This is a genomic window from Paenibacillus oryzae (assembly GCF_001675045.1).
Lineage (GTDB): Bacteria > Bacillota > Bacilli > Paenibacillales > Paenibacillaceae > Pristimantibacillus > Pristimantibacillus oryzae.
The window spans coordinates 72,485-92,602 of sequence record NZ_LYPA01000080.1 but is presented as its reverse complement, the minus strand read 5'-3'; the positions used below and the strand labels follow the sequence as shown (position 1 = coordinate 92,602).

Genomic DNA, 20,118 nt, shown 5'->3' with positions numbered 1-20,118 from the left:
TTCCTTCCTGCGACCAATTCTCGTATCATTATAACAAAATTACCCAAGCTATGACACAGGCTGATAGAGGCATATGACGGGCAGGTCCGCCAATCGGCTAAAATCCTGCCCTCAATCGCAACTGTTTAATTCCTCGTTAGAGAGCGCTCCAGCGCCAGTCCGACTGATCATCGAACAACAGGCGCACATGGCTTGGCTTTTTGCCTTGCTCATCAAACAGAGTCAGTTCATTGCCGCTTTCCTTCAGCCAGTCCATCGGAAGCTTGTAATCCTCTTGAGGCCCGATTTGCCAGTACCGGCCCAAATCGTGGCCGTTCAGCAGCACATAACCCTTGCTCATGCCTGTCAGCCTCAGCTTGAGCTTGGGATGAATGCATTTCGGAATTGCCGGCATGTCGAAGGTTGTGCTGAACCAGGCCGGAGCCGCTTCTACGGTCACGTTTTCCAAAGCTGCAGGAGATGCGCTTGGTTCCTCCAGCGGCAGTATCGACCAGCCAGTCACTTCCTTTTGCTTGCTGTATGTCAATAGGTCAAGTCGATTCATTGGCGTTTTAAAGCCCGGCATTTCAATCTTGTTGACGCCTTCTGCAACAAAATCGGAAATATCAACATAATGGAATGCAAACCAGTTATGGTAAGCCTCAAGCTGTACTTCCTTGCCGTTAATTTTCAAGCCGCTTGCAATTGCGCCAACCAGAATCGCGCCTTCATTTCCTTCGAGCTTGAAGGTCCGTGTAAGCGGAGCGGAAAAGCTGCCGTCCTGTACTTCATCCAAGTCGAAGCTTTCCCCGTTGCATAACCAGCCGCTTCTCAGATCAAGCGCAGCGCCATCCAGATAGACGGGGCCAAAAACGCCCTTTTCCTCACCCAGATAAGGGGAGAAGTTAAGGCTTCCCATATGCTGGACAAGCAATTGGAGCTTGCTTCGGCCTTGAGGGAGCTTGATTGTTGCATATGCGGCTCCAACCTGGCGGACCATGGCTTGCTCGACGCCGTTGACATATATACGCGTGGAGTCCTGAACCGCGGAAAATACAAGCGTGCTTTCCTGCTCCTGCGGCACATTGACTTCACTGCTGTAGATCAGATAGCCAAATTCTCTATCCAGCTCTGCGAAGCCGCGCGGCTGCGGCGAAATTTCTCCCGCCTTCAGCTCGTTCAGGTTCAGGCTTTTTATTTTCCAGTCCGAAAGAACCGGCGCCTGGATTGGCGGTTGCTCATACAAGGCAAGGTCAGCCGCAAGTGTGCCGGACTCTTTGCCGCCCCAATCGCCCAGAAGCAGCTTATCTCCATCGGGACGTCCCGAAACTCCGTCCACTCCGCCTTGTCCATTCAGGTCAAGGTCATCCCAGCCGATTGCCCAGGCTATGCTGTCGCCCGCGATTCTCCAGGCGCGGTCCGACATATAACCGTTCAGTACAATAACCTCTACCTGTTCGCCGCCGCTTTTTACTGTTATGCGCTGCGGGGTTTGGAAATGGAAAACATCCAGCGTCAGGCTGCGTCCCTCTGCACTGCTTTCTGCCAGCACTATGCCGTTACTGTTGTATTGTATGCTTTGATCCGATTCGAACTGGATATGGCTGCGTTGTCCATCGTCTCCGGCGAGAATGAGCGTACGGACGCCGCCGATCATATCGTTTCCAATCAGGAAGCCGCCGCAGGTTAGGCGAAGGCCGGAGCCGACTTCCAGCCGGTCGATAACGGGAACAATTTGTCCCGGCTTGATCGAAACCGGTATCGTACGGTCTTTTTCCAGCGTAATGGAGAAGCCTTCCTTCTCCTCTTTCTGGCTTTCCGCGAACCAAATCTTCTGGCCGTTCCACTCTCTGCCCTGAAGGCGGAGCCCCGAGCCGCCGCGAGCCTCGCCATTTTCAATCGGCTCCGACTCCAGCAGCAATTGCCCAAGCGCTGTAGCAAACAGCGAGATTTTTTTGGACATCCGGTATTTTGGCGTTACCCGGCCGTATTCGGATAGCGGAGCGTCATAATCGTAGGAGGTCACCATAAAGATGTCGCTGCTTCCTACCGTGCGTCCGCCGTATCCGCCAAAATTGGTGCCGCCAAAAAACATGTAGTGGCTGATTCCGTCAAAGCCGGCGCGAATGATTTCCATCATTCTTTTTTCATACAGCTCAGGCGTTTTCTGGGTGGCCGACGGCGCTCCCCAATGCTCGAACCAGCCCGTCCAGAACTCTGTCACGATCTTGGGCGCATCCGGCTGCTTAAGCATCAGCTTTTCGTAGTGCCCGTTGGCGCCCGACCAGAAGTTAGCGCCTTCAATAGTGCCCTCGGCTCCGCCCTCGCATGTAATGAGCGGGACGTCGATGCCGCGGTCCAGCAGACCGTCGCGAAGGCTGTTCATATATAGTTTGCCGGATGCGTCATCCGCCAAATAGCCATATTCATTTTCAACCTGCACCAGAATGACGCTTCCGCCCTTTGTAATCTGACGCGCGGAAATGATTGCACCAATCTGGTCAAAATAACGGTTGACGTAGTGCAGATACACCTCGTCGTTTATGCGGAAGCGGATATTCTCCTTTGTTTTGAGCCAATACGGGAAACCGCCGAAGTCCCATTCCGCACAAATAAACGGACCCGGACGGGCAATGACCCACAACCCCAGCTCTGCGCACAAATCCAGGAAAGCTCCGCAGTCGTTATCGCCTTCGAAGTTCCACTGGCCCTCCTGAGGCTCATGCACGTTCCATGCAAAATAAGTATCGATGCAGTTCATGCCTGCAAGCTTGGCCTTGACCAGCACTTCCCGCCATTCCTGCTTCGGCATGCGGAAATAATGAATCGAAGCAATATTTAAAAATACGCGTTTTTCTCCAATCGTAAAGCTTTTGGCGTCGTAGCTGATGTAAGCCTCATGACGCGATTGATCGGCCAACGTCAGATCTCTTTTTTTCTCCACCGTTTGAGTCATCCATCTCTTTCCTTTCTTTATAAAAAACAATAGTTGGTCGAGGCAGACGCGAATCTGTGAAATACTGTGATTTTGTCATTTATGAAATGGGTTTCATTAATTGCATATAAATTATAGAACTGTTTTGTAAACGTTGTCAACCATTTAACCTAAATCCCTTTGACTTGTTTGGAACATAACTCGTTTGGGCATATCCGCAGCGTTGTTTTTTGTTGTATGATGAAGGGGAAAACATCATTTATACGGATAATTGAGGGGTCCAATTGAACATAAACAAGCACGGTAAAAGAATCCTTTTTCTCCTGGCGGCGCTTATGGTTTTATTGGCCGGTCTGGCTTTTTTTATTCAGGATTTCGGCAAGGCGCAAAGTCCGCCAGCCCGGGATGGAAGCCTGGACCTGTCGAACTGGGATTTTCGCAAGGACGGACTTGTCAAGCTAAACGGCGAATGGGACTTCTATCCCGGCGTACTCGTTAAGCCAGCTTCTCTGGATGCGCTATCCGGCAAACAGACCATACAAGTGCCGGGTCGCTGGAGCGAAACGGCCAATGGCGGCGTCATGGGAGATCAGGGGGCAGGCACCTACCGTCTGCGCATAGGGGTTAATGAGCATACCTCCACCTTCGGCCTCAAAACCAAAAATATCCGCTCAGCTGCAAGGATTTTTGTAAACGGCATTGAAGTCGGCAACAGCGGCTCGCCCGCATTAAGCGCTAGCGAGGGACATGTCACCAACGTCGTTCCTTTAGTAGCCTTTTTTAACGATGAGGATAACCAGCTCGATCTGGTTATCCAGGTTGCCAATCCGGATTACTACAACGGCGGAATCATTCAGCCCATACTGCTGGGCAGCCAGAATGAAATCAACACCTACACCTTCCGGGTCAATACGCTGGAGATATTGGGAATTGCCTCGCTCCTGTTGTCCGGCATTTATTATTTCGGTATCTTCCTGAACAGACGGAAAGACCGGTTTATTCTCTATATCAGCCTGTTCTGCTTGACCTACGCCGGCATTACTTCAATGGATAATGAAAAAATATTTAACCGCTTATTCGACTCCTTGCCGTTTATGTGGATTCTGAAAGTCAAAGGCTCCATTATCTGCTTAAGCATCATTGTTACAGCCCTGCTGCTCAAAGAGATGGGCAAGGTTTTTATGCCGGCCGCCGCTTTGCGCGGAATCGCCGTTACCATGGGTCTGGTTGCCGTGACGCTTGTTTTCACTCCTACCCCCATGATCGCTGCGTTAGAGCAGCTGACCGGTCCGCTGTATCTGCTGGCTTATGCCGCTATGGCGTTTTTAGTGCTCAGGGCGCTCCGGTTAAAGCAATACGGCCGGATGAACAGACGGCAGACCATGCTGCTGCTCTGCGGAATATTGCTTATCATTTGCTCGTATATAAGCGCGTTTCTTTACTTTTTTTCTATTGTGCAGACCTACATCGTTCCTCTGTGGGTGCTCGTTGTTATGCTGCTCGGCATGGGCGCCACGTTCGCCAAGCAGTTCTCCAAAGCCTATGACGATCTGGAAAACGCCAGCCGTGAGCTGATCAAGGCGGACAAGCTGAAGGATGAATTCCTGATTCATACCTCTCATGAGTTCAAAACACCGCTGCACGGTATTATGAATATGGCTCAAAGCGCATTGGAGCGGCAAGGCGGGAGCAAAAGGGACCAGTCCGAAACGTTGGCCTATATTGTCTCTATCGCATCCAGATTATCCAGTCTTGTTAATGACATCATGGATGTGGAAAGCATGCGCAATGGACAATTGAGGCTAAATCCCGTTACGTTTGACATCAACGGGACTGTCCATGCTGTATTGCACATGTTGAAGGATATGCGAAAGGGTGATGGGATAACGCTGGTCAACCGGATTTCTCCCGGTCGTTTTTTTGTTTACGCCGACGAAAATCGTTTTCGCCAAATCATCGTCAATCTGGTTGGAAACGGACTTAAATATACGGAAAAGGGCAGCGTGGAGGTGCAAGCCCAAACCGACGGCAATCATGTCATCATTACAGTATCGGATACAGGTATTGGAATGGACGAAAACTTGAAGGCATCGTTGTTCCAGGGAGCGACGCAAGCCGGGGAGGTCAATTTCACCGGCACTCACTCGTCGGGCCTTGGCCTGGCCATCTCCAGAATGCTGGCAAACAGTATGAACGGAGAGCTTCGCCTGCGATATTCGGAGCCTAGGGCAGGCTCCTGCTTTGAGCTTGTTCTCCCCTGCTCTGCCGAAGCCGGAAGCTCTCAGGGCGGCTCCCGCCATACATCCCTTCAGGACAACGCAGCGATCCCGGACAACCTCGCCAGCGCTTCCCTGCTTGAGGGTGGAACGTATAAGGGCAGACCGCCTTATGAAGCTTATCGCGATGACGATGCAGCCTATGCATCCTTGCCGAAAACTGACGCTGATCTGGCGGTTTCGGGGCAAGAGGCTTCAAGCTGGGGCGGCACGGCCGTTAAGCGCCACAAAATACTCATCGTTGACGACGAGCCCTCCAACATCAGAGTTTTAAAGGAAGTGTTTCGCAACGAGCCCTACGAGCTTCTGGTCGCTTACAATGGCTATCAGGCGCTGGAATGGATCCAAGCCTCGCGCGATTTGTCCATCGTGCTGCTGGATGTGATGATGCCCGGCTTGTCCGGCTATGAGGTATGCCAAAAAATACGAGAGCAATACGAATGGTTCCAGCTGCCCGTTCTATTGCTGACGGTTCGCAATACGCCGGAGGACATTGCCGCCGGACTGGAGGCAGGCGCAAATGATTTTGTCGTCAAGCCGTTTGACGGCAAGGAGCTGAGGGCAAGGGTCCACACGCTGCAAAAAATGAAAGAAGCGGTGGAGCAGGCGATTCGCATGGAAAGCGTCTTTTTGCAATCGCAAATCAAGCCGCATTTTCTGTACAATGCCCTTAACATCATCATTTCCTTGTGCTACAGCAATCCAGAACGGGCGGGAGAGCTGCTTGAGGAGTTAAGCTATTACCTGCGCGGCAGCTTTAACATCGACCCGCACCAATCCATGGTCTCCCTTCAAAAGGAGCTGACGCTGGTGGACTCCTATCTGGCCCTGGAAAAGGCCCGCTTCGAGAAGCGTCTTGCCGTGGAGTTTGACATAGCCGAGGAGGCGCTGGACCTGCAAATACCGGCGCTGATCATTCAGCCGCTGGTCGAAAATGCGATTATTCACGGTTTGATGAAGCGCCTTTCGGGAGGTACGGTCGCAATTAAGGCGGAGCTTGAGAATGGCGGGCTGCTGCTGACTGTAGCAGATAACGGCCTTGGTATCCCCCCGGAAAAGCTGGAATCGCTGCTGGATCACCGCCAGCAAACGGACAGCATCGGACTGAAAAATGTCCACAAGAGGTTAACAAATGTATACGGACAAGGCCTTGTGATAGACAGCTCGCCGGGAGAAGGCACCAGAATCACCATGCGAATTCCAGTTTAAGAGGTGACAGGACATGACGATAAAGGCGCTTGTAGTTGACGATGAAGCATTAACGGCAGAGCATACCTGCAGGCTGCTTTCCGGCCTGGGGGTCGATGTTTTGGGGTTTGACGTCAATCCTTATGCAGCTCTGGACAACATTACGCTGAAGAAACCCGACGTTCTGTTTCTGGATGTGGAAATGCCGGAATTAAACGGCATGGCAGTAGCGGAAAAGGCGCAGGAGCTTGGTTATGAAGGTGAAATCGTGTTCGTGACAGCGTACAAGGAATACGCCGTTGAGGCGTTTACGGTTAATGCGCTGGATTATTTGCTGAAGCCCATGAAGAGATCGGAGCTTGAACGCGCCGTAGAGCGGGTCAAACGAAGAATTTGCGAAAAACGGGCGCTGCTGCCGCAGGCTGAAGCCAAGACGCTGCACGTTACGCTGCTTGGTCCGCTCGCCGTGCTGGTTGGCGAATCGAAAACGCCGATCCGATGGATGACGGCAAAATGCGCCGAAACCTTCGCCTATCTCCTGCTGCACGGCAGAGAGCGCAGCATCTCCAAGGATAGGCTGCTGGAGGCTATCTGGCCGGACAAAACAAGGGAAAAAGGGGATATCAACCTCAGAAGCACCTTAAGCCGTTTAAACAAAACGCTAAGAGAAGCCGGAGCCGGAGTATCCGCCGTATCCACAGGGAACGGCTACAAGCTTATTGGAAAATCAACAGAAATAAAAGCTGATGCGATCGAGCTGGAAAAGGCGGCTGATGGCAGCATGCCTCTTCACAGCGGCAATAGGGAAGTCATCCACGCCATTGTGGCGGGCTACAGCAACCTGCTGCTTGAGGATATGGACAGCGAATGGTGCCACACGTCCCGCTCAGCTTACCATAGCTATTTTGTCAGCGCCGCCAGTCGGTTGATCGCTTTTTATGAGGACAATGCATACGACGCCGCCCTGCCGCTTATCATTATACAGCAGCTGCTGACTCATGATCCTTATAACGACGGAGCCAGAGCGAAGGCGATGAAGCTTCACTATGAGCTTATGGGTCCCTTTCATGCCCAAAAATACTACAATGACTACGCACAGCTGCTTTACGCCGACCTTGGCCTGACGCCCGGCGAAAGCTTGAAGCAGGCGTATGAATCCCTTGGACTTGTCCAGCATGTTTATAAACAAGTATAAGGCGCATTCAGGCGGAAGTGTTCCCTTCCCCAAATGCGCCTTTTACCATATATCTTTAACAATTGTCCAACAACAACTAAGCTGGTTGTCCCGCCCCAGGCTTGCGTTTACGGAACAGGAAGTAGAAGCCGGCAATAATGCCAAGCGCTACAACAACGTCAATAATGATGGTGATGATCACCCATTGCGGCAGATCCGTGCTCAGACCGTTTTCCATGCCGTTGCTGTTCGCTACGGTGTATAGCACGTTATGCGCATTTTCTCTCATCGCCAATTGTGTATCAATGCTCTTGCTGTCGATTTCCGGCACGCCATACGGCGCAACGCCGGTAAGAAGAATGTCGTTCCCCGCACGGAAAGCCAGATCGGCAATCATGTACGGATAAGAAGCTTCGATGAAGAAGTCTGTATTGACCACGCCTTTGAAGCCCCACTCCTTGCGAAGCACTTCCTTCAGCAAGGCCGGACTTGCACCAGCCCATGTATTGCCGATGCTGTTGAAGCTGGACATAACGCCGTGAGCGTCACCCTCTTTTACCGCATATTCAAAGCCTTTCAAATAAATCTCGCGAATCGCCTGCTCGTTGCTCCAGGTCAAAACGCCTTTTACCCTGTTGTTTTCCTGATCGTTAAGCGCAAAATGCTTCATGTAGACGAAGCCGCCATGGCTTTGGTAGCCCTTGGTTGTCTCAGCCGCAAATTGGCCGGAGAGCAGAGCATCCTCGGAATAATATTCAAAGTTTCTGCCGCCAAATGCGCTGCGGTGAGTGTTAACGCCCGGCGCGTACCAGCCGGATACGCCATAGGCTACAGCCTCGGCGCCTACCGCGTCGCCCATTGCTGCCGCAAGCTCTACGTTCCACGTTTGAGCAAGCATAACCTCGGACGGGAAAGCAACGCCGGACATTGGGTCCTTGGAAAGAAGCGCGCTGATGCCCGCTGGTCCATCATAGTCAACCGTGGCAGGCTTGCCTACGGATTGCACTTCAAGCGTGCGATATCCGCCCAATGTGCCGATCGAAACCAGATCAGAAAGCGAAAGCTGATCCAACAGCTCGTTCCAGCTAGCGTCGTTGTAGTCTACGCCAACATAGTCGCTCAGCTTTTTGCCGTTATCTTTGCCCATCGTTGGGCCATTTTGCTCCACATCGGCAGGAATGTCGTAACGTTTTCCATTGACGAAATCGACGAATGCGTTATCCACAAGCATACCTCTTACTTGCTTTTTGGCACCATCGGCATCCGTTACTTCATAGTTGCTGCTGCGGTTAATAACATCGATATTAGCAAAGCCGTTTGCCCGGGAAAGATACTCCTCAATGCTTCCCAAGCCGGTTACGAGATCATCAAACTGATTAACGGCAACCTGATCGTCGCTTGGACGTCCAGTTTCGTTATATACCACTTCGGCAAGCGTTTTGGAGCTTACGTCAGCGATTTTGTCATGTGAATTGTTCATCAGGTACAGTTGATAGTCGCCTGGCTCCAGCACATAGGAGCCCGCGCTGCTGTATGCACCCTTGTAATCGTAAGCGGCCATGTCTTCCACTTTAAACGAAAGAGTAACCGTCTCCGATTCTCCCGCTTTGAGAAGCCCGGTTTTGGCGAATGCCGCAAGCTCGATCGAGGACTTCTCAATTTTGCCCGTGTATGGCGCGGAATAGTAGAGCTGAACCACTTCTTTGCCGTCTGTTTTACCGGTATTCGTAACCTTTACATCCACCTTAATCTCGGTATCGTTCCATACCAGGCTGTCTGCTACAACCTCTTGACTAAACGTCGTGTAGCTAAGGCCATAACCAAACGGGAAGGAAACCTTTTCGTCGTAGTTGATAGCGCCTTCCGCTGCCGCTGTTTCATAGTAACGGTAGCCTACATAAATGCCTTCCGCGTAATCGACGTAAGTCAATGCAACCTTGTTTTTGTCGGCAGCTACGGAATATGAGCCGTCTCCATTATCCAGAACGTAGCTGAAGTCGCCAAAGTTTTTGGCGGCTGGCGCATCCAGAAGATCGGTCGCAAACACGTCAACGGTTCTGCCGGATGGATTAAGGTCGCCCGAAAGCACCTTGCCCAAGGAAGCAAAGCCGGTTTGACCCGGTCCAGCAACCGTCACAATACCTTTAATTTGATTGTAGTTATTCACCCAATCCAGTTCGAACGTGTTGGATGCATTAACGATCAAAACAATGTTGTCAAAGTTTTTCGTAACCGCGTCAATCATGCCAAGCTCGCGCGTGCTCAGCTCCAGGTAATGCTTGTCAGAGTTCAAATCATCCGCATTACCGAAGCGCTCGCCGCTTGGTCCCATTGTCGAGCCGTTAGGATCATACGTATCTTCGCCGTCCAGTACGGTTGGCAGGTCTCTGCCTTCGCCGCCTGCGCGAGCGATAAAAATAATGGCAGTATCCGAAAATTCGGTAGCTTGCTTCATTCTTTCATCTGTGTAGAAATCAGCTGCTACAGGCTCAGGAATCGTCCAGTCGTAGCCTTCAATTCCCGATACCGGTCTTTGAATGCCAGTTGCCACGTAGTCATCATACAATTGCTGGTTAACCTCGAAGCCGGCTGCTTCAAGACCCGATTTTGGCGTTACAGCCGTGGAAGCATCCGCTGCGCCGGAGCCGGAGCCCAGGTATACTGGCGCCGTAAAGCTCCAGCCGAACACGTTAACCTTCTTGTTGTCCGTCATCGGCAGCATGTTGTCTTTGTTCTGAAGAAGGACGATGCCTTCGTCCGTAATCAGCTGTGATACATTGATCGACTTTGCGCGAGCATCCTTTGCTTCAGGCGTCGTAATGTCGATTTTGCTGAAATAGGATGTAATGACATCCGAGTAATAAGCAAGCGCTATGTTTGTCCCTACGCCAAGAAGCAGCAAGAGAGACAACAATGAGCTTATTATAATCTTAAATTTCTTTCCTTTTTTCCCCGCCATCTTTGTTCCCCCAGTAAACATAATTTTGAATCGCTTTCATGTCGGTACAATGAAAAGTTTTGCGCGCGTTTTCAATTGCACTGTAAGTTTAACGCATAAGGTGCCCAAGTTAAATCAACCAAAAGTTAAGGGGGGTAACTTTTAGTTTAGTGGCATAAACTAGGCGTGAGAATGTAGCAGAAAATGCCAGCCTGGCCACTTCTCCAAAGGCTGCCGGCTATCCCAAAACGAATGATCGAAAATCCAGCTTGCCCGACCCTTTGAAGCAAAAATATAGAGCCTGCTTGCCGCTTTTGCTGCCCGACATGCTCGTCGTCCTGTCTTTCATCGTTCTATCTTGCGTCGTTCTATAATAGGTAAAATCTTTGCTTGGCTCTATTTGTATTTGGGCAAAAGGAGCTTCCCCCAAGGCATTGGATACATTCATTATTCCGCTTGCGCTGCCGCGTACGCAAACCGCGATTTCCTTAACATCCTCTATCCAAAAATATTTATACCCCGCAACTGCCCCATCTCTCATGTTGGCTATATACTGGTCCGGCTTGTCCTCTCTGTCCCTACCGCTTTGAGTGAAATAGGGATGTGTGCGGAAGGAGACGCCGCCAAAATAGACGCCATACCTGCCCGCGCCCTGGCCCGACATGAGATGGCAGGCGATATGAGATGAATATTCCCCTTTTCCCTGAAGCGGACCATCGTTCAGGCCGCAGCTTGTCAGTTCAGCCTGGGGAATGCTTCCGTCCTCCCGAATGGTGATCTTTTCCGCTAGTCCCTGCCTGGAATAATGATGCCGGTTCGTTTGCCGATGATAGAACACATACCACTGCTCCTTAACCTGGACGAGACTGCCGTGGTTGTTGCCGATATAATTCAAGGCGTCCCGGTCGGAGACGGCTCCGTTTAGAAACAAATCTCCGTTGCTGACCAGCGTTCCGCCATAAGTGAAATCACCCATGGGACTATTGCTTGTAGCGTAACAAAGCTCATGTCCGTTAACCGACGAATAAATGAAATAATAGGTTAGCCCTATTTTTCGCATGGAGCTGGCTTCAAAAAACTCATGTCCTTCAAACCCGGTCCCCTCTGCTTCCCCCGCTGTTGGAAAAAGCAGCTTTGGTTCGCCAATAACCGTTACCATGTCCCGCTCCAGCCGAATGACATATCCGCCTTTGTTGGTGCGTCTCCTCCATCCCGTCAGCGGAAATGGGACGCTGCGTTTGGGGGCAAAACCGGAATAGAGATAGACGCAGCCGTCATCATCGACAAAAATGCCGGGATCAAACAACATGGGGTCCCCGCTTTTATTCCAGAGCAGCTCGCCGTCCGGGCGGCTTACATATCCGTAGAACTGGTATTGGCCAGCCGGCGTGTCGCAAACGGCGACCGACATCACGCTGCTGAACGCTACGGTGTAATACAGATAATATCTGCCGTCCGCCCCTCTCGCCACATCCGGCGCAAACATCTGCTGTAGTCCCATCTTGTTTCGGGGGTCCTGTTTCTTCCTATAAATAACGCCCTCGTATCTCCAATCGCTAAGATCATCAACCGGCGCGGACCAGCATACGTAATCGTTCATGCAAAAAAGCTTGCCGTTAAACCGGTCATGCGAGCCGAAAACATACAGCCTGTCCCCAAAAACATACGGCTCTCCGTCCGGTATATACTCGTAGCTTGGTAAATACGGATTATAGGCTTGGTTTTTCATCGCGCTTAAATCACCCCGTGTCCACAATATCAACGCATCAACGCAAAAAGATACTACCCGTTCATCGAGAACTCATTTGACAATCTCTAGCACTCCGTTATCTTCAGTTTACTTAAAAGATGAGCTTGGGTGATATCAATGAAACGCAGGATGTGTCAACTTTTAGTTTAGGGGCTATACACACTAATTTTCAGTTTTGCAGCTTGGTGTTTCCATTCACCCACTACTTGCGTCGGAGATGTCATGTCCAAGCCATCGCTCTCGTAGAATAGAAGAAGGAAAAACGCGGGCAGGTCAAATCGTTGTGGAGGGATTACAATGAAAATTACGTCAGGAAGCTTCGAGGTCGTCTATCACGGCAGAGTATTCGCCTATGAGATGAACCCGATCGAAATCGTGTTATCGGAGGAAAACGATCCTCTTGTGTTTGTTTTTTGTATCGAATACGATCAGGAGAGAAATGATTTCACGACAGATATCAGTCTCGTTAAACATAATGAAGTACGCATTACATGCATCAACTTCCCGAGAGGCAAGCCGATCGGCAGCTCAGACATGATTCATCTTGGGGTTATGAACAACCGGAAACTTTCGCTTCGTTACGAGATTACCGTTAATTCCGATGCCTCTTCCTGGGCTCTGGTCTTTACCTTTTATGCGGGAGAGGGGGTTCCGTCTCATGAATAAACTCGAAATCCAGGACCCAAAGGTCGCAAGCAAAATTATAGCGGCAAATGCCGAAAGCGAGAAACGAAGAGCAGAACTCGGTTTTCTCGGCAAATTTTTCGGATCGGGCGACAATGTTCGCCTATATATCGTAGGCACGATCGCATTATTCGTCCTTCTCATTGCGCTTATCTATACATTGACGCCGGAGACATACCGTTCCCCCAGCTTCGGCTTAAAGGAGATGTGGACGTTAGTCGTGCTTCCAGTCGAATCAACCATTATCGGCTACTTGATCGGATCGAGATCGAAGGAGAACGGCGGTTAGTTCGGGCATGAAAGCAACAAATTCCCAACAGGTGGTATTTCCCCGCTTATTCCTTTACAGCGAAGAAAACTATCGCGGACGCAGGTTCGTATGGCGTGGCAACGTAGGCATTCGCAATTTAGAGAGGCTTTACGATGACCATTTAATTCCGCTATTTTTGAACGTGTACAGACGGATGTTGTAAAAACAAGTGGGCTAGTTCGCCGATATCCTGATGGAATCGCCAACTAGCCCATTTGCTGGTTCAGCATTATGAAAGAAGTATTATCCCCGGCGGCGATCATCGTCATGCCAATGATCATCGTCATGGTCGTCGTCATAGTCATCATCGTCAAAATCGTCATCATCATCGTCGTCGAAATCGTCGTAATCAATATCAAGCACCTTGCCGGTTGCTGCCGCTATCTCCACCTCGGCATAGCCGCTGGCCAATTTCAGCTTGACTTCATACTCCAGTATGCCGTCATCCCGATCAGTCGAGACACGGATAACCTCGCCGCCCTTCACAGCCTCCTGTGCCAGCTTCGCGGCCTGCTCCTTGGTTATCCCTTTTGCCGCTGCCGAGGAAGTGCCAGCGGACGCCGCTGTTGGCGACGGTTTTACCGTCGATGGCTTAGCGCTGGATGGCTTGGCATTGCTTGTGCCTGACGCCGAAGATGCCGATGGAGCAGCAGTTGACGACGGCGAATTAGCTGCTGAAGGCGCGCTCGTTGGCTGAGCGGCTGTTGCAGACGGGGATGCCTTTGAAGGCGAAGCTGGAGCGGCCGCCGATGCTGCAGACGAAACATTCCGTGGAGCGTCGTCATCGTCGTTGACCACTCTCAGCACCTTGCCGGTGTAGGCATCGACATATACATCCGCCTCCTGATAGCTATTCTCGCGATCAATGTCCACCTCATAATAAACACCGTCCCGATGGCGCTCCAACTCAATGTCGGTTACGGTTCCCGGAACCTCCTTCAAGGCAATTTGCTTGGCCTTTGCTTTGCCTATATAGGAGCCTGCCGCATCCGCAGCCACCGCCGCGCTTGTCCCTCCCAATGCAACAACTAATCCCAAGCCGATAATCCAGCCCTTTTTTTTGCTTATCATCTTCATCATCTCCTGTTTTTATGATTCATCTTACGAGCTGCGTTTGCTTCTGTTCTTTTCCATACCTCTACTTTAGCTCCGCATTCTAAGAGAACCATTACAGAAAGATTAGAATTTGATGATAAAATGCTTCATCCCTTAATCGTCGTCATCGTCATCATCCCAGGTTACGGATACAATGGCCCCGGACGCTGCATTTACCTGCACATCTGCTTCGCGTCCGTCCTTCGTTTCAATCTCCACAAAATAATACCATCGTCCGCCCTCGTTCTCCTTGTCCACATCCTTGACGGTGCCCGGAACTTTCTTCAACGCCAAAGCAACGGCCTTCTCCTCCGAAATGAGAATTGCGGGATTGGAGGTAGGCTTGGCTGACGGCGAAGACGGTTCAGGCGTTGCGGAAGGTTTTGCGGTTGCGGCCTGAGATGGAACCGGCGGCGAAGAAGGCGGGCTGGAGACAGGTGTTTCCGTACCGCTATCCGGTGTCGGGGACGGCGCCGCCGTTGGGCTTGCCGTACCCGGCACTTCATCGGTAGGCTGCGGCGGTTGACTGCCTGCCGGTTCCTTTGAAGGATACGTCTCCAGTGAGCGAATGCCGGTAATTTGGGCCGGCGTTCCTTCAACGGTCAGCTCGTACAGCCCTTGCTCCGATTTAAGCTGGAGGATATAAGCTGAGCCTTTTGGAGTCATTTCCACAATACTTCCGTCATATTGACTCAGCACCTTGCGCTCGGCCTCAACAAGCGTAAGCCGGGTCCCGGGTCCCGGCTGCAGGATTGCAAGCGCCGCCCACAAAGCTAAACCAGCCGCAGCTATTAAAACAGCCAGCAGCCTGCCTCTCCTTAACCTCATGTCCCCATCACCCCCTGTCAGCTTTATGCTTAAGCCAGTCCTTAATTCTCCTTGCCAGCTTTACGTTAAAGTCGGTTTTCAAGCGATTTTCAAGCCTCCCGGCTGTTATGGCGTTCGGGCAGCTCTCCCGCCTGTCCCAGAATAATCGTAGCGGCTGTACCTGCGCCAAGCTCGCTTTCCAACACAAGCCTTGCTCCAAAAGCATCAGCCAGAACCTTGCCAAGCGACAGTCCCAGCCCCGCTCCGCCTTCTTGTTCTCCATCTCGGCCGCGCGCCTTGTCAACCCGGTAAAAGCGCTGGAACACCTTGGGCAATTCCTCCGCCGATATGCCAACGCCCTTGTCCTTCACGGACAAATAGCTTTCGCCCCGAAGCTCGCCAACCTCCAAGATGATTGTTTCCCGACTATACTTGCGGGCATTATCCAGCAGGATGAAGAGCACCTGCTTCAGCATATCTACATCGGCCATGCCTTCACAGCGCTCATCGGGCGGACCTTCTACGATAACCTCCCGATCATATACATTGGAAAATACAGCGGCGGCCTGCCGCGCAAAGGGCAGCAGCTCCACCACCTCCATATTCGCCTTCCATTCCCTTCTGGATGTAGCAAGCAAAAGCAGCTGCTCCGTCATCGTCTTCATTCGGACGGCCTCGGAATGAATCGCCTCGATGGATTCCTGAAGCAGCTCAGGCCGTTCTCCTCCTCTGCGCTTCAACAGGCTGGAATAGCTTTCGATAATCGTGAGCGGCGTCTTCAACTCATGCGAGGCATTGGATACAAACTGCTCCTGCCGGACAAAGCTGTCCTCCAGCAAAGCAATCATTTCGTTGAAGGTTTCCCCCATAGCCGCCAGCTCATCGCGCGATTTACCCTTATTTTGGAGCTGTACGAACTCTCCGCTGCGAATAATACGGCGCATCGTGCCCGTCATATCTCTAATTGGCCGCATTAGCACCCTGCCCAGCACCCCGCTAGATATGACCACCGGCACCAGCACGGCAACGGATACGCTGATCAGCACCAGCCGGAGAATATGCAGCAGCTCCATCAGCTCCTCCAGGCTGGATGTGGCCTGCACATTGGCTACCGCTCCATCTGAGGCGATAACGGGAATCGATACAAAACCGTACCGGCTGCCGTCGATGCTGACCTGCTCCTTGAGGCGTTCATTGTAAAAGGCCTCCTTATGCAGGCTTAATTCAGTTTCGCTCCCCGATGTCACGAACACTCCTGAGCCCCCGCCAGCTTTGACCCAGCCCAACATCCCATTCAGCGGCACGTATGCCCGAAGCAATTCGTTGACGGCAACGTTGTTGTTCGCCGACCTTAACGCTTCCGCCGCTTGCTCCGTCTCCGCCAGGAGCTGGTTCATTTCGCGGCTCAGCATCATGCTGGAAAAAACCATATAAACCGTGACGTTTGCAGCCAGCAGGAGCGCGGCAAACAGCACCGATGAATATAAATGAATTTTGCTGCCCAGCTTCATGTGGCCTCCCGCAGCACGTAGCCGATCCCGCGTACCGTATGAATTAATTCAGCGGCATGGCCTTCATCCACCTTTTTGCGAACATAACGAATGTATACGTCCACGACGTTAGTATTCCCGGCATAATCGTAGCCCCACACTTCCGCAAGCAGCTGATCCCGGCTTAATACAAGACGTTTGTGACGGAGAAGGTACGCCAGCAAATCGAATTCGCGCTGGGTTAGCTCAATGGCTTTCCCCGCCCGCTCGACTTCGCGCGTGCTTGGGTTCAGTCTAAGATCCGACGCTGTCAGCCACTCTCCGGGCTCTCCCTCAACGCCAGCCGGCGCTGCTGCGGGCTGCTTGCGCAGCAAAACCCGAATCCGGGCGAGCAGCTCCTCCATTTCAAACGGCTTGGTCACATAATCGTTGGCGCCTAAATCAAGTCCGTTCACTTTATCGGACAGCGAGCTTTTGGCTGTCAGCATAATAATCGGCGTTGCGCCATCCACAGCCCGTATGCGCTCCAGCAGCTCCAGCCCTGTGATGCCCGGCAGCATGACATCCAGGAGCGCAAGCGAAACGCCGCCTTCCCGGTAGGCGGCCCAGCCCTCTACTCCGTCCGGCGCAAGCCTGACCTCGTAGCCTTCGCTTTCCAGCTCGATTTGCAGGAGCCTGGCAATTTTCCGTTCATCCTCGACCACCAATATCGTTTCGTTCATGCCTGATCCGCCTCCCGCAAAAAGCCCTTTTGTTTTATATTTAGCATAACGCAAGAAATAAACAGAGTCTAATTTCGGTTGCCCTACTTGAAGGCAGCATATGAAATGTTTTGAATACGGGATCATTTTTCTGGTGAAACTGCTACATATTAGAATGTGCGGAATCCACCGATTGTTACTAAATGAAACAGTATAACGCCTCATTTGTTGAATATAGGCTTTTATCAATGAAAGCGTTTCAAAATGAAACAAAATTAAACATTGATTTTCTTATTTAGTGGATCAAAAACGATTATTATTTTGAATATAAAGCGCTTTCATTTTGTAGCTACCTAAGCCCATACAGAGAGGATAATCTAAAATGACACTGGAAATGATTCTGGCCCTTGGTATTTTGGTCTTGATGATTGTCATGATCATGTCAGACAAATTCGCCTTTGGCGCACCGCCATTGCTCGCTTGCCTTTTATTGGTTGTCACTGGTTTGTCTTCTGTTCAAGAGGCTTTTGCCGGTTTCGTTAATTCAAGCGTTATCATGATTGCCGGCTTCATGGTTGTTATGGCAAGCCTTATGAAAACAAATTTTATCGGCAAGGTTCAGTCGGCTATGGTTACTTTGGCAAATAAGGGCGGCTATAAGAGCTATGTTCTTTTAGTTGTAGTCGTTATGCTCGGAGCGAGCTTGGCAGGTGCGGGTTCTACCGGTTACTACGTACTTATTTTGTCCATCGTAGCCGCTATGCCTTACAATAAAAAAATGCCTACATCCAAGCTGATGCTGCCTTTGGGATTTGCAACGAATCACCCCTTAGTTCCATTTAACGTAGCTTTCTTTTACGGGCTTACGGTAAGCGTACTTGAGACATCTGGATTTACTGGCGGGCTTTCTATGTCCAAATTTGCGATTGTGAATTTTATCCTGGCACTTGGATTTTTAGCCTGGGCCTTGATCGCTTATCGTCTTCTGCCAGATTATCCTGCTGCAAAAGAGGATTTGGATGGACTGAAAGAGACAGCCGCTGCGGCTACGGTTGAAACTATGCCCGCATGGAAAGAATATGCCACCATCGCTGCTTTTGTCATAAGCGTTGCAGGTATGATGCTGATGAATGTATTAGGAGATGCTGCTTATGTTATTCCTGGTCTTGCAGGCGCATTTTTATTATTCATCAATGTACTTGGTTTTAAGGAAGTACGAGATAATATGGGAGCGCCCGTCATTCTTCTGATGGCTGGTGTAATCGGTGTAGCCAATGCTTTGGCCGAAACTGGTTTTACCGCTATGGTCGGCGACTATGTAGCCAATTCATTTGGCACAAATATCAGCCCGTTTTTCCTTATTCTGATTTTCGCGCTTTTAACGAGTACTTGCGCTACATTTACCGGAGCATCAATAGGTTCTGTATTTATTTTTGCGCCTATTGCCATAGCGACCAGCATAAGCCTGGGACTTGATCCTACTGCAGCGGCAATTGTAGTTGTGGTATCTGCATGGAACGGCGGGTATATGCCAGTTGACGGAATGCCGGCAATGATTTTGGGAATGGGCAAATACAAGCTTTCGCATTTCTGGATGTTTTCGATTCCGATGTATTTCATTCGACTGTTGGCGCTCACGATCGGTGCGATGTTATTGTTCCCTGTAAGTTAATAAAGCGATAGCAAAAACGGATGAAGTAATAGGAACATGTGCGATAGGAAGAACTTTTCACACGCTGGCCCGCACCGCTGAAACTCCTTTGTTCAGCTTATATAGACAGGAGATGAAATTACAATGAAGCAGACCCCAAAAAAGCCATTATGTCCACCGGGACGCCCGCCGCGATTCAAAGATGTTCCCTTTGCGGATGTGACCCTGGACAATGGAGAAACCTACACGCTGAGGATGGATATTTATCAGGATCTTAATCAAACTAAGCCCGGCCCCTGCATCGTTTATTATTTTGGAGGCGGCTGGATGTATGGAGAATATCAGCAGGTCACTCAAAAAGCCGTCTATTTTAGAGAGCTTGTAAAATTAGTAGAGCAAGGATATACAGTCGTATCGCCATCCTACCGGTTGTCCACTCAGTCTGCTTTCCCAGCTTGTATCCATGATTGCAAGGGCGTCATACGGTATTTGAAAGCGAATTCAGAAAAATATCATATTGATCCCGAACGGATTGGCGTATTGGGGAACTCCGCAGGCGGACATTTGGCCGCAATGGTCGCTATGAGCGCAAACTGCAGCGAAATGGAGGGCGACGTAGGCGGCAATCTCGACTACACGAGCGCGGTAAAGGCAGCAACGATTTTTTACGCTCCAACTGATCTGATCGAGTTCATCAAAAGCAATGTACATGCAGCCGCAAATAATCTGTCTGGAACAGAGGTAGACAATACCAGCCAATCTGCCGATGATGTATTATCCAGCATTTTGGGGTTGTCTAAATCGAAAAAGTCAATAAAAGAGCTGTATCAATTACTTGAAAGCGGCAATGCAGATGACGAGGATTGGAAATACGTGGAGCTGGCGAAAAAATGCAGTCCTATCACCTACGTAGATCGCAATTGTCCGCCAATCCTGATCCTGCATGGGGGACAAGACCCGCTTGTGCCTATGGAGCAAAGTGAAATACTGTATAAAGCTTTACTGTCTGCCGATGCTGAAGCAATGTATATATCGGTTTCCCAAGCTAACCATGGGCCAACTATGGGAAGCGAAGCCGACCAAATGGCTTACCGGTTTTTATTAAACAGACTGTAAAAAACGAAACAAGCTGGAGCCTGC

At 50.7% G+C, this 20,118-nt stretch carries 13 protein-coding genes; 6 read left to right on the top strand and 7 right to left on the bottom strand.

Translation table 11 applies throughout. The features are described from left to right. Positions 1-136 precede the first annotated feature (136 nt). Positions 137-2,923, bottom strand: coding sequence for a beta-galactosidase (locus A7K91_RS24415; RefSeq protein ID WP_245697804.1), 2,787 nt, complete (start codon positions 2,921-2,923; stop codon positions 137-139). Positions 2,924-3,198: 275 nt separating this feature from the next. On the opposite strand from A7K91_RS24415, the gene A7K91_RS24410 reads away from it, so the two are divergent. After that, the gene (locus A7K91_RS24410) at positions 3,199-6,399 is read left to right on the top strand and encodes a hybrid sensor histidine kinase/response regulator (protein ID WP_068687106.1); all 3,201 of its coding nucleotides are present in this window, start codon (positions 3,199-3,201) and stop codon (positions 6,397-6,399) included. Positions 6,400-6,412: 13 nt separating this feature from the next. Then, positions 6,413-7,573: a response regulator gene (locus A7K91_RS24405; RefSeq protein WP_068687105.1), complete on the top strand. Its 1,161-nt coding sequence runs from the start codon at positions 6,413-6,415 to the stop codon at positions 7,571-7,573. A 76-nt stretch (positions 7,574-7,649) separates the two neighbouring features. Here the strand turns inward: A7K91_RS24405 and A7K91_RS24400 are convergent, their stop codons facing one another. Both A7K91_RS24400 and A7K91_RS24395 read right to left on the bottom strand, forming a co-directional pair. Further along, complete coding sequence (locus tag A7K91_RS24400; protein WP_068687104.1) at positions 7,650-10,511, bottom strand: glycoside hydrolase family 3 protein; 2,862 nt, start codon at positions 10,509-10,511, stop codon at positions 7,650-7,652. A gap of 217 nt (positions 10,512-10,728) precedes the next feature. Continuing rightward, positions 10,729-12,219, bottom strand: coding sequence for a family 43 glycosylhydrolase (locus tag A7K91_RS24395; protein ID WP_068687103.1), 1,491 nt, complete (start codon positions 12,217-12,219; stop codon positions 10,729-10,731). A 318-nt stretch (positions 12,220-12,537) separates the two neighbouring features. Between A7K91_RS24395 and A7K91_RS24390 the strand changes: the two genes are divergently transcribed. Both A7K91_RS24390 and A7K91_RS24385 read left to right on the top strand, forming a co-directional pair. Beyond that, positions 12,538-12,906, top strand: a complete 369-nt coding sequence (locus tag A7K91_RS24390) for a DUF6864 domain-containing function (RefSeq protein ID WP_068687102.1) — start codon at positions 12,538-12,540, stop codon at positions 12,904-12,906. Further along, entirely contained in the window at positions 12,899-13,213 is a 315-nt protein-coding gene (locus tag A7K91_RS24385) for a hypothetical protein (protein ID WP_068687101.1), read from the top strand. The genes A7K91_RS24390 and A7K91_RS24385 overlap by 8 nt, the downstream gene beginning before the upstream one ends. A gap of 264 nt (positions 13,214-13,477) precedes the next feature. Here the strand turns inward: A7K91_RS24385 and A7K91_RS24380 are convergent, their stop codons facing one another. The 4 genes from A7K91_RS24380 to A7K91_RS24365 all read right to left on the bottom strand — a co-directional run bounded on the left by A7K91_RS24380 (position 13,478) and on the right by A7K91_RS24365 (position 17,348). Then, positions 13,478-14,305, bottom strand: coding sequence for a PepSY domain-containing protein (locus A7K91_RS24380; RefSeq protein WP_068687100.1), 828 nt, complete (start codon positions 14,303-14,305; stop codon positions 13,478-13,480). A 138-nt stretch (positions 14,306-14,443) separates the two neighbouring features. After that, positions 14,444-15,157, bottom strand: a complete 714-nt coding sequence (locus tag A7K91_RS24375) for a PepSY domain-containing protein (RefSeq protein ID WP_068687099.1) — start codon at positions 15,155-15,157, stop codon at positions 14,444-14,446. An 89-nt stretch (positions 15,158-15,246) separates the two neighbouring features. Then, positions 15,247-16,647, bottom strand: a complete 1,401-nt coding sequence (locus A7K91_RS24370) for a sensor histidine kinase (RefSeq protein ID WP_068687098.1) — start codon at positions 16,645-16,647, stop codon at positions 15,247-15,249. After that, positions 16,644-17,348: a response regulator transcription factor gene (locus A7K91_RS24365; RefSeq protein ID WP_068687097.1), complete on the bottom strand. Its 705-nt coding sequence runs from the start codon at positions 17,346-17,348 to the stop codon at positions 16,644-16,646. The genes A7K91_RS24370 and A7K91_RS24365 overlap by 4 nt, the downstream gene beginning before the upstream one ends. A 361-nt stretch (positions 17,349-17,709) precedes the next feature. Here A7K91_RS24365 and A7K91_RS24360 point away from each other — a divergent pair, with 361 nt between their 5' ends. Together A7K91_RS24360 and A7K91_RS24355 are read left to right on the top strand one after the other, a co-directional pair. After that, positions 17,710-18,999 carry an SLC13 family permease gene (locus A7K91_RS24360; protein WP_068687096.1) on the top strand — a complete coding sequence of 430 codons (1,290 nt, stop codon included), beginning with the start codon at positions 17,710-17,712 and terminating at the stop codon, positions 18,997-18,999. A gap of 123 nt (positions 19,000-19,122) precedes the next feature. Beyond that, positions 19,123-20,094 carry an alpha/beta hydrolase gene (locus A7K91_RS24355; protein WP_068687095.1) on the top strand — a complete coding sequence of 324 codons (972 nt, stop codon included), beginning with the start codon at positions 19,123-19,125 and terminating at the stop codon, positions 20,092-20,094. The last annotated feature ends 24 nt before the right edge of the window (positions 20,095-20,118 follow it).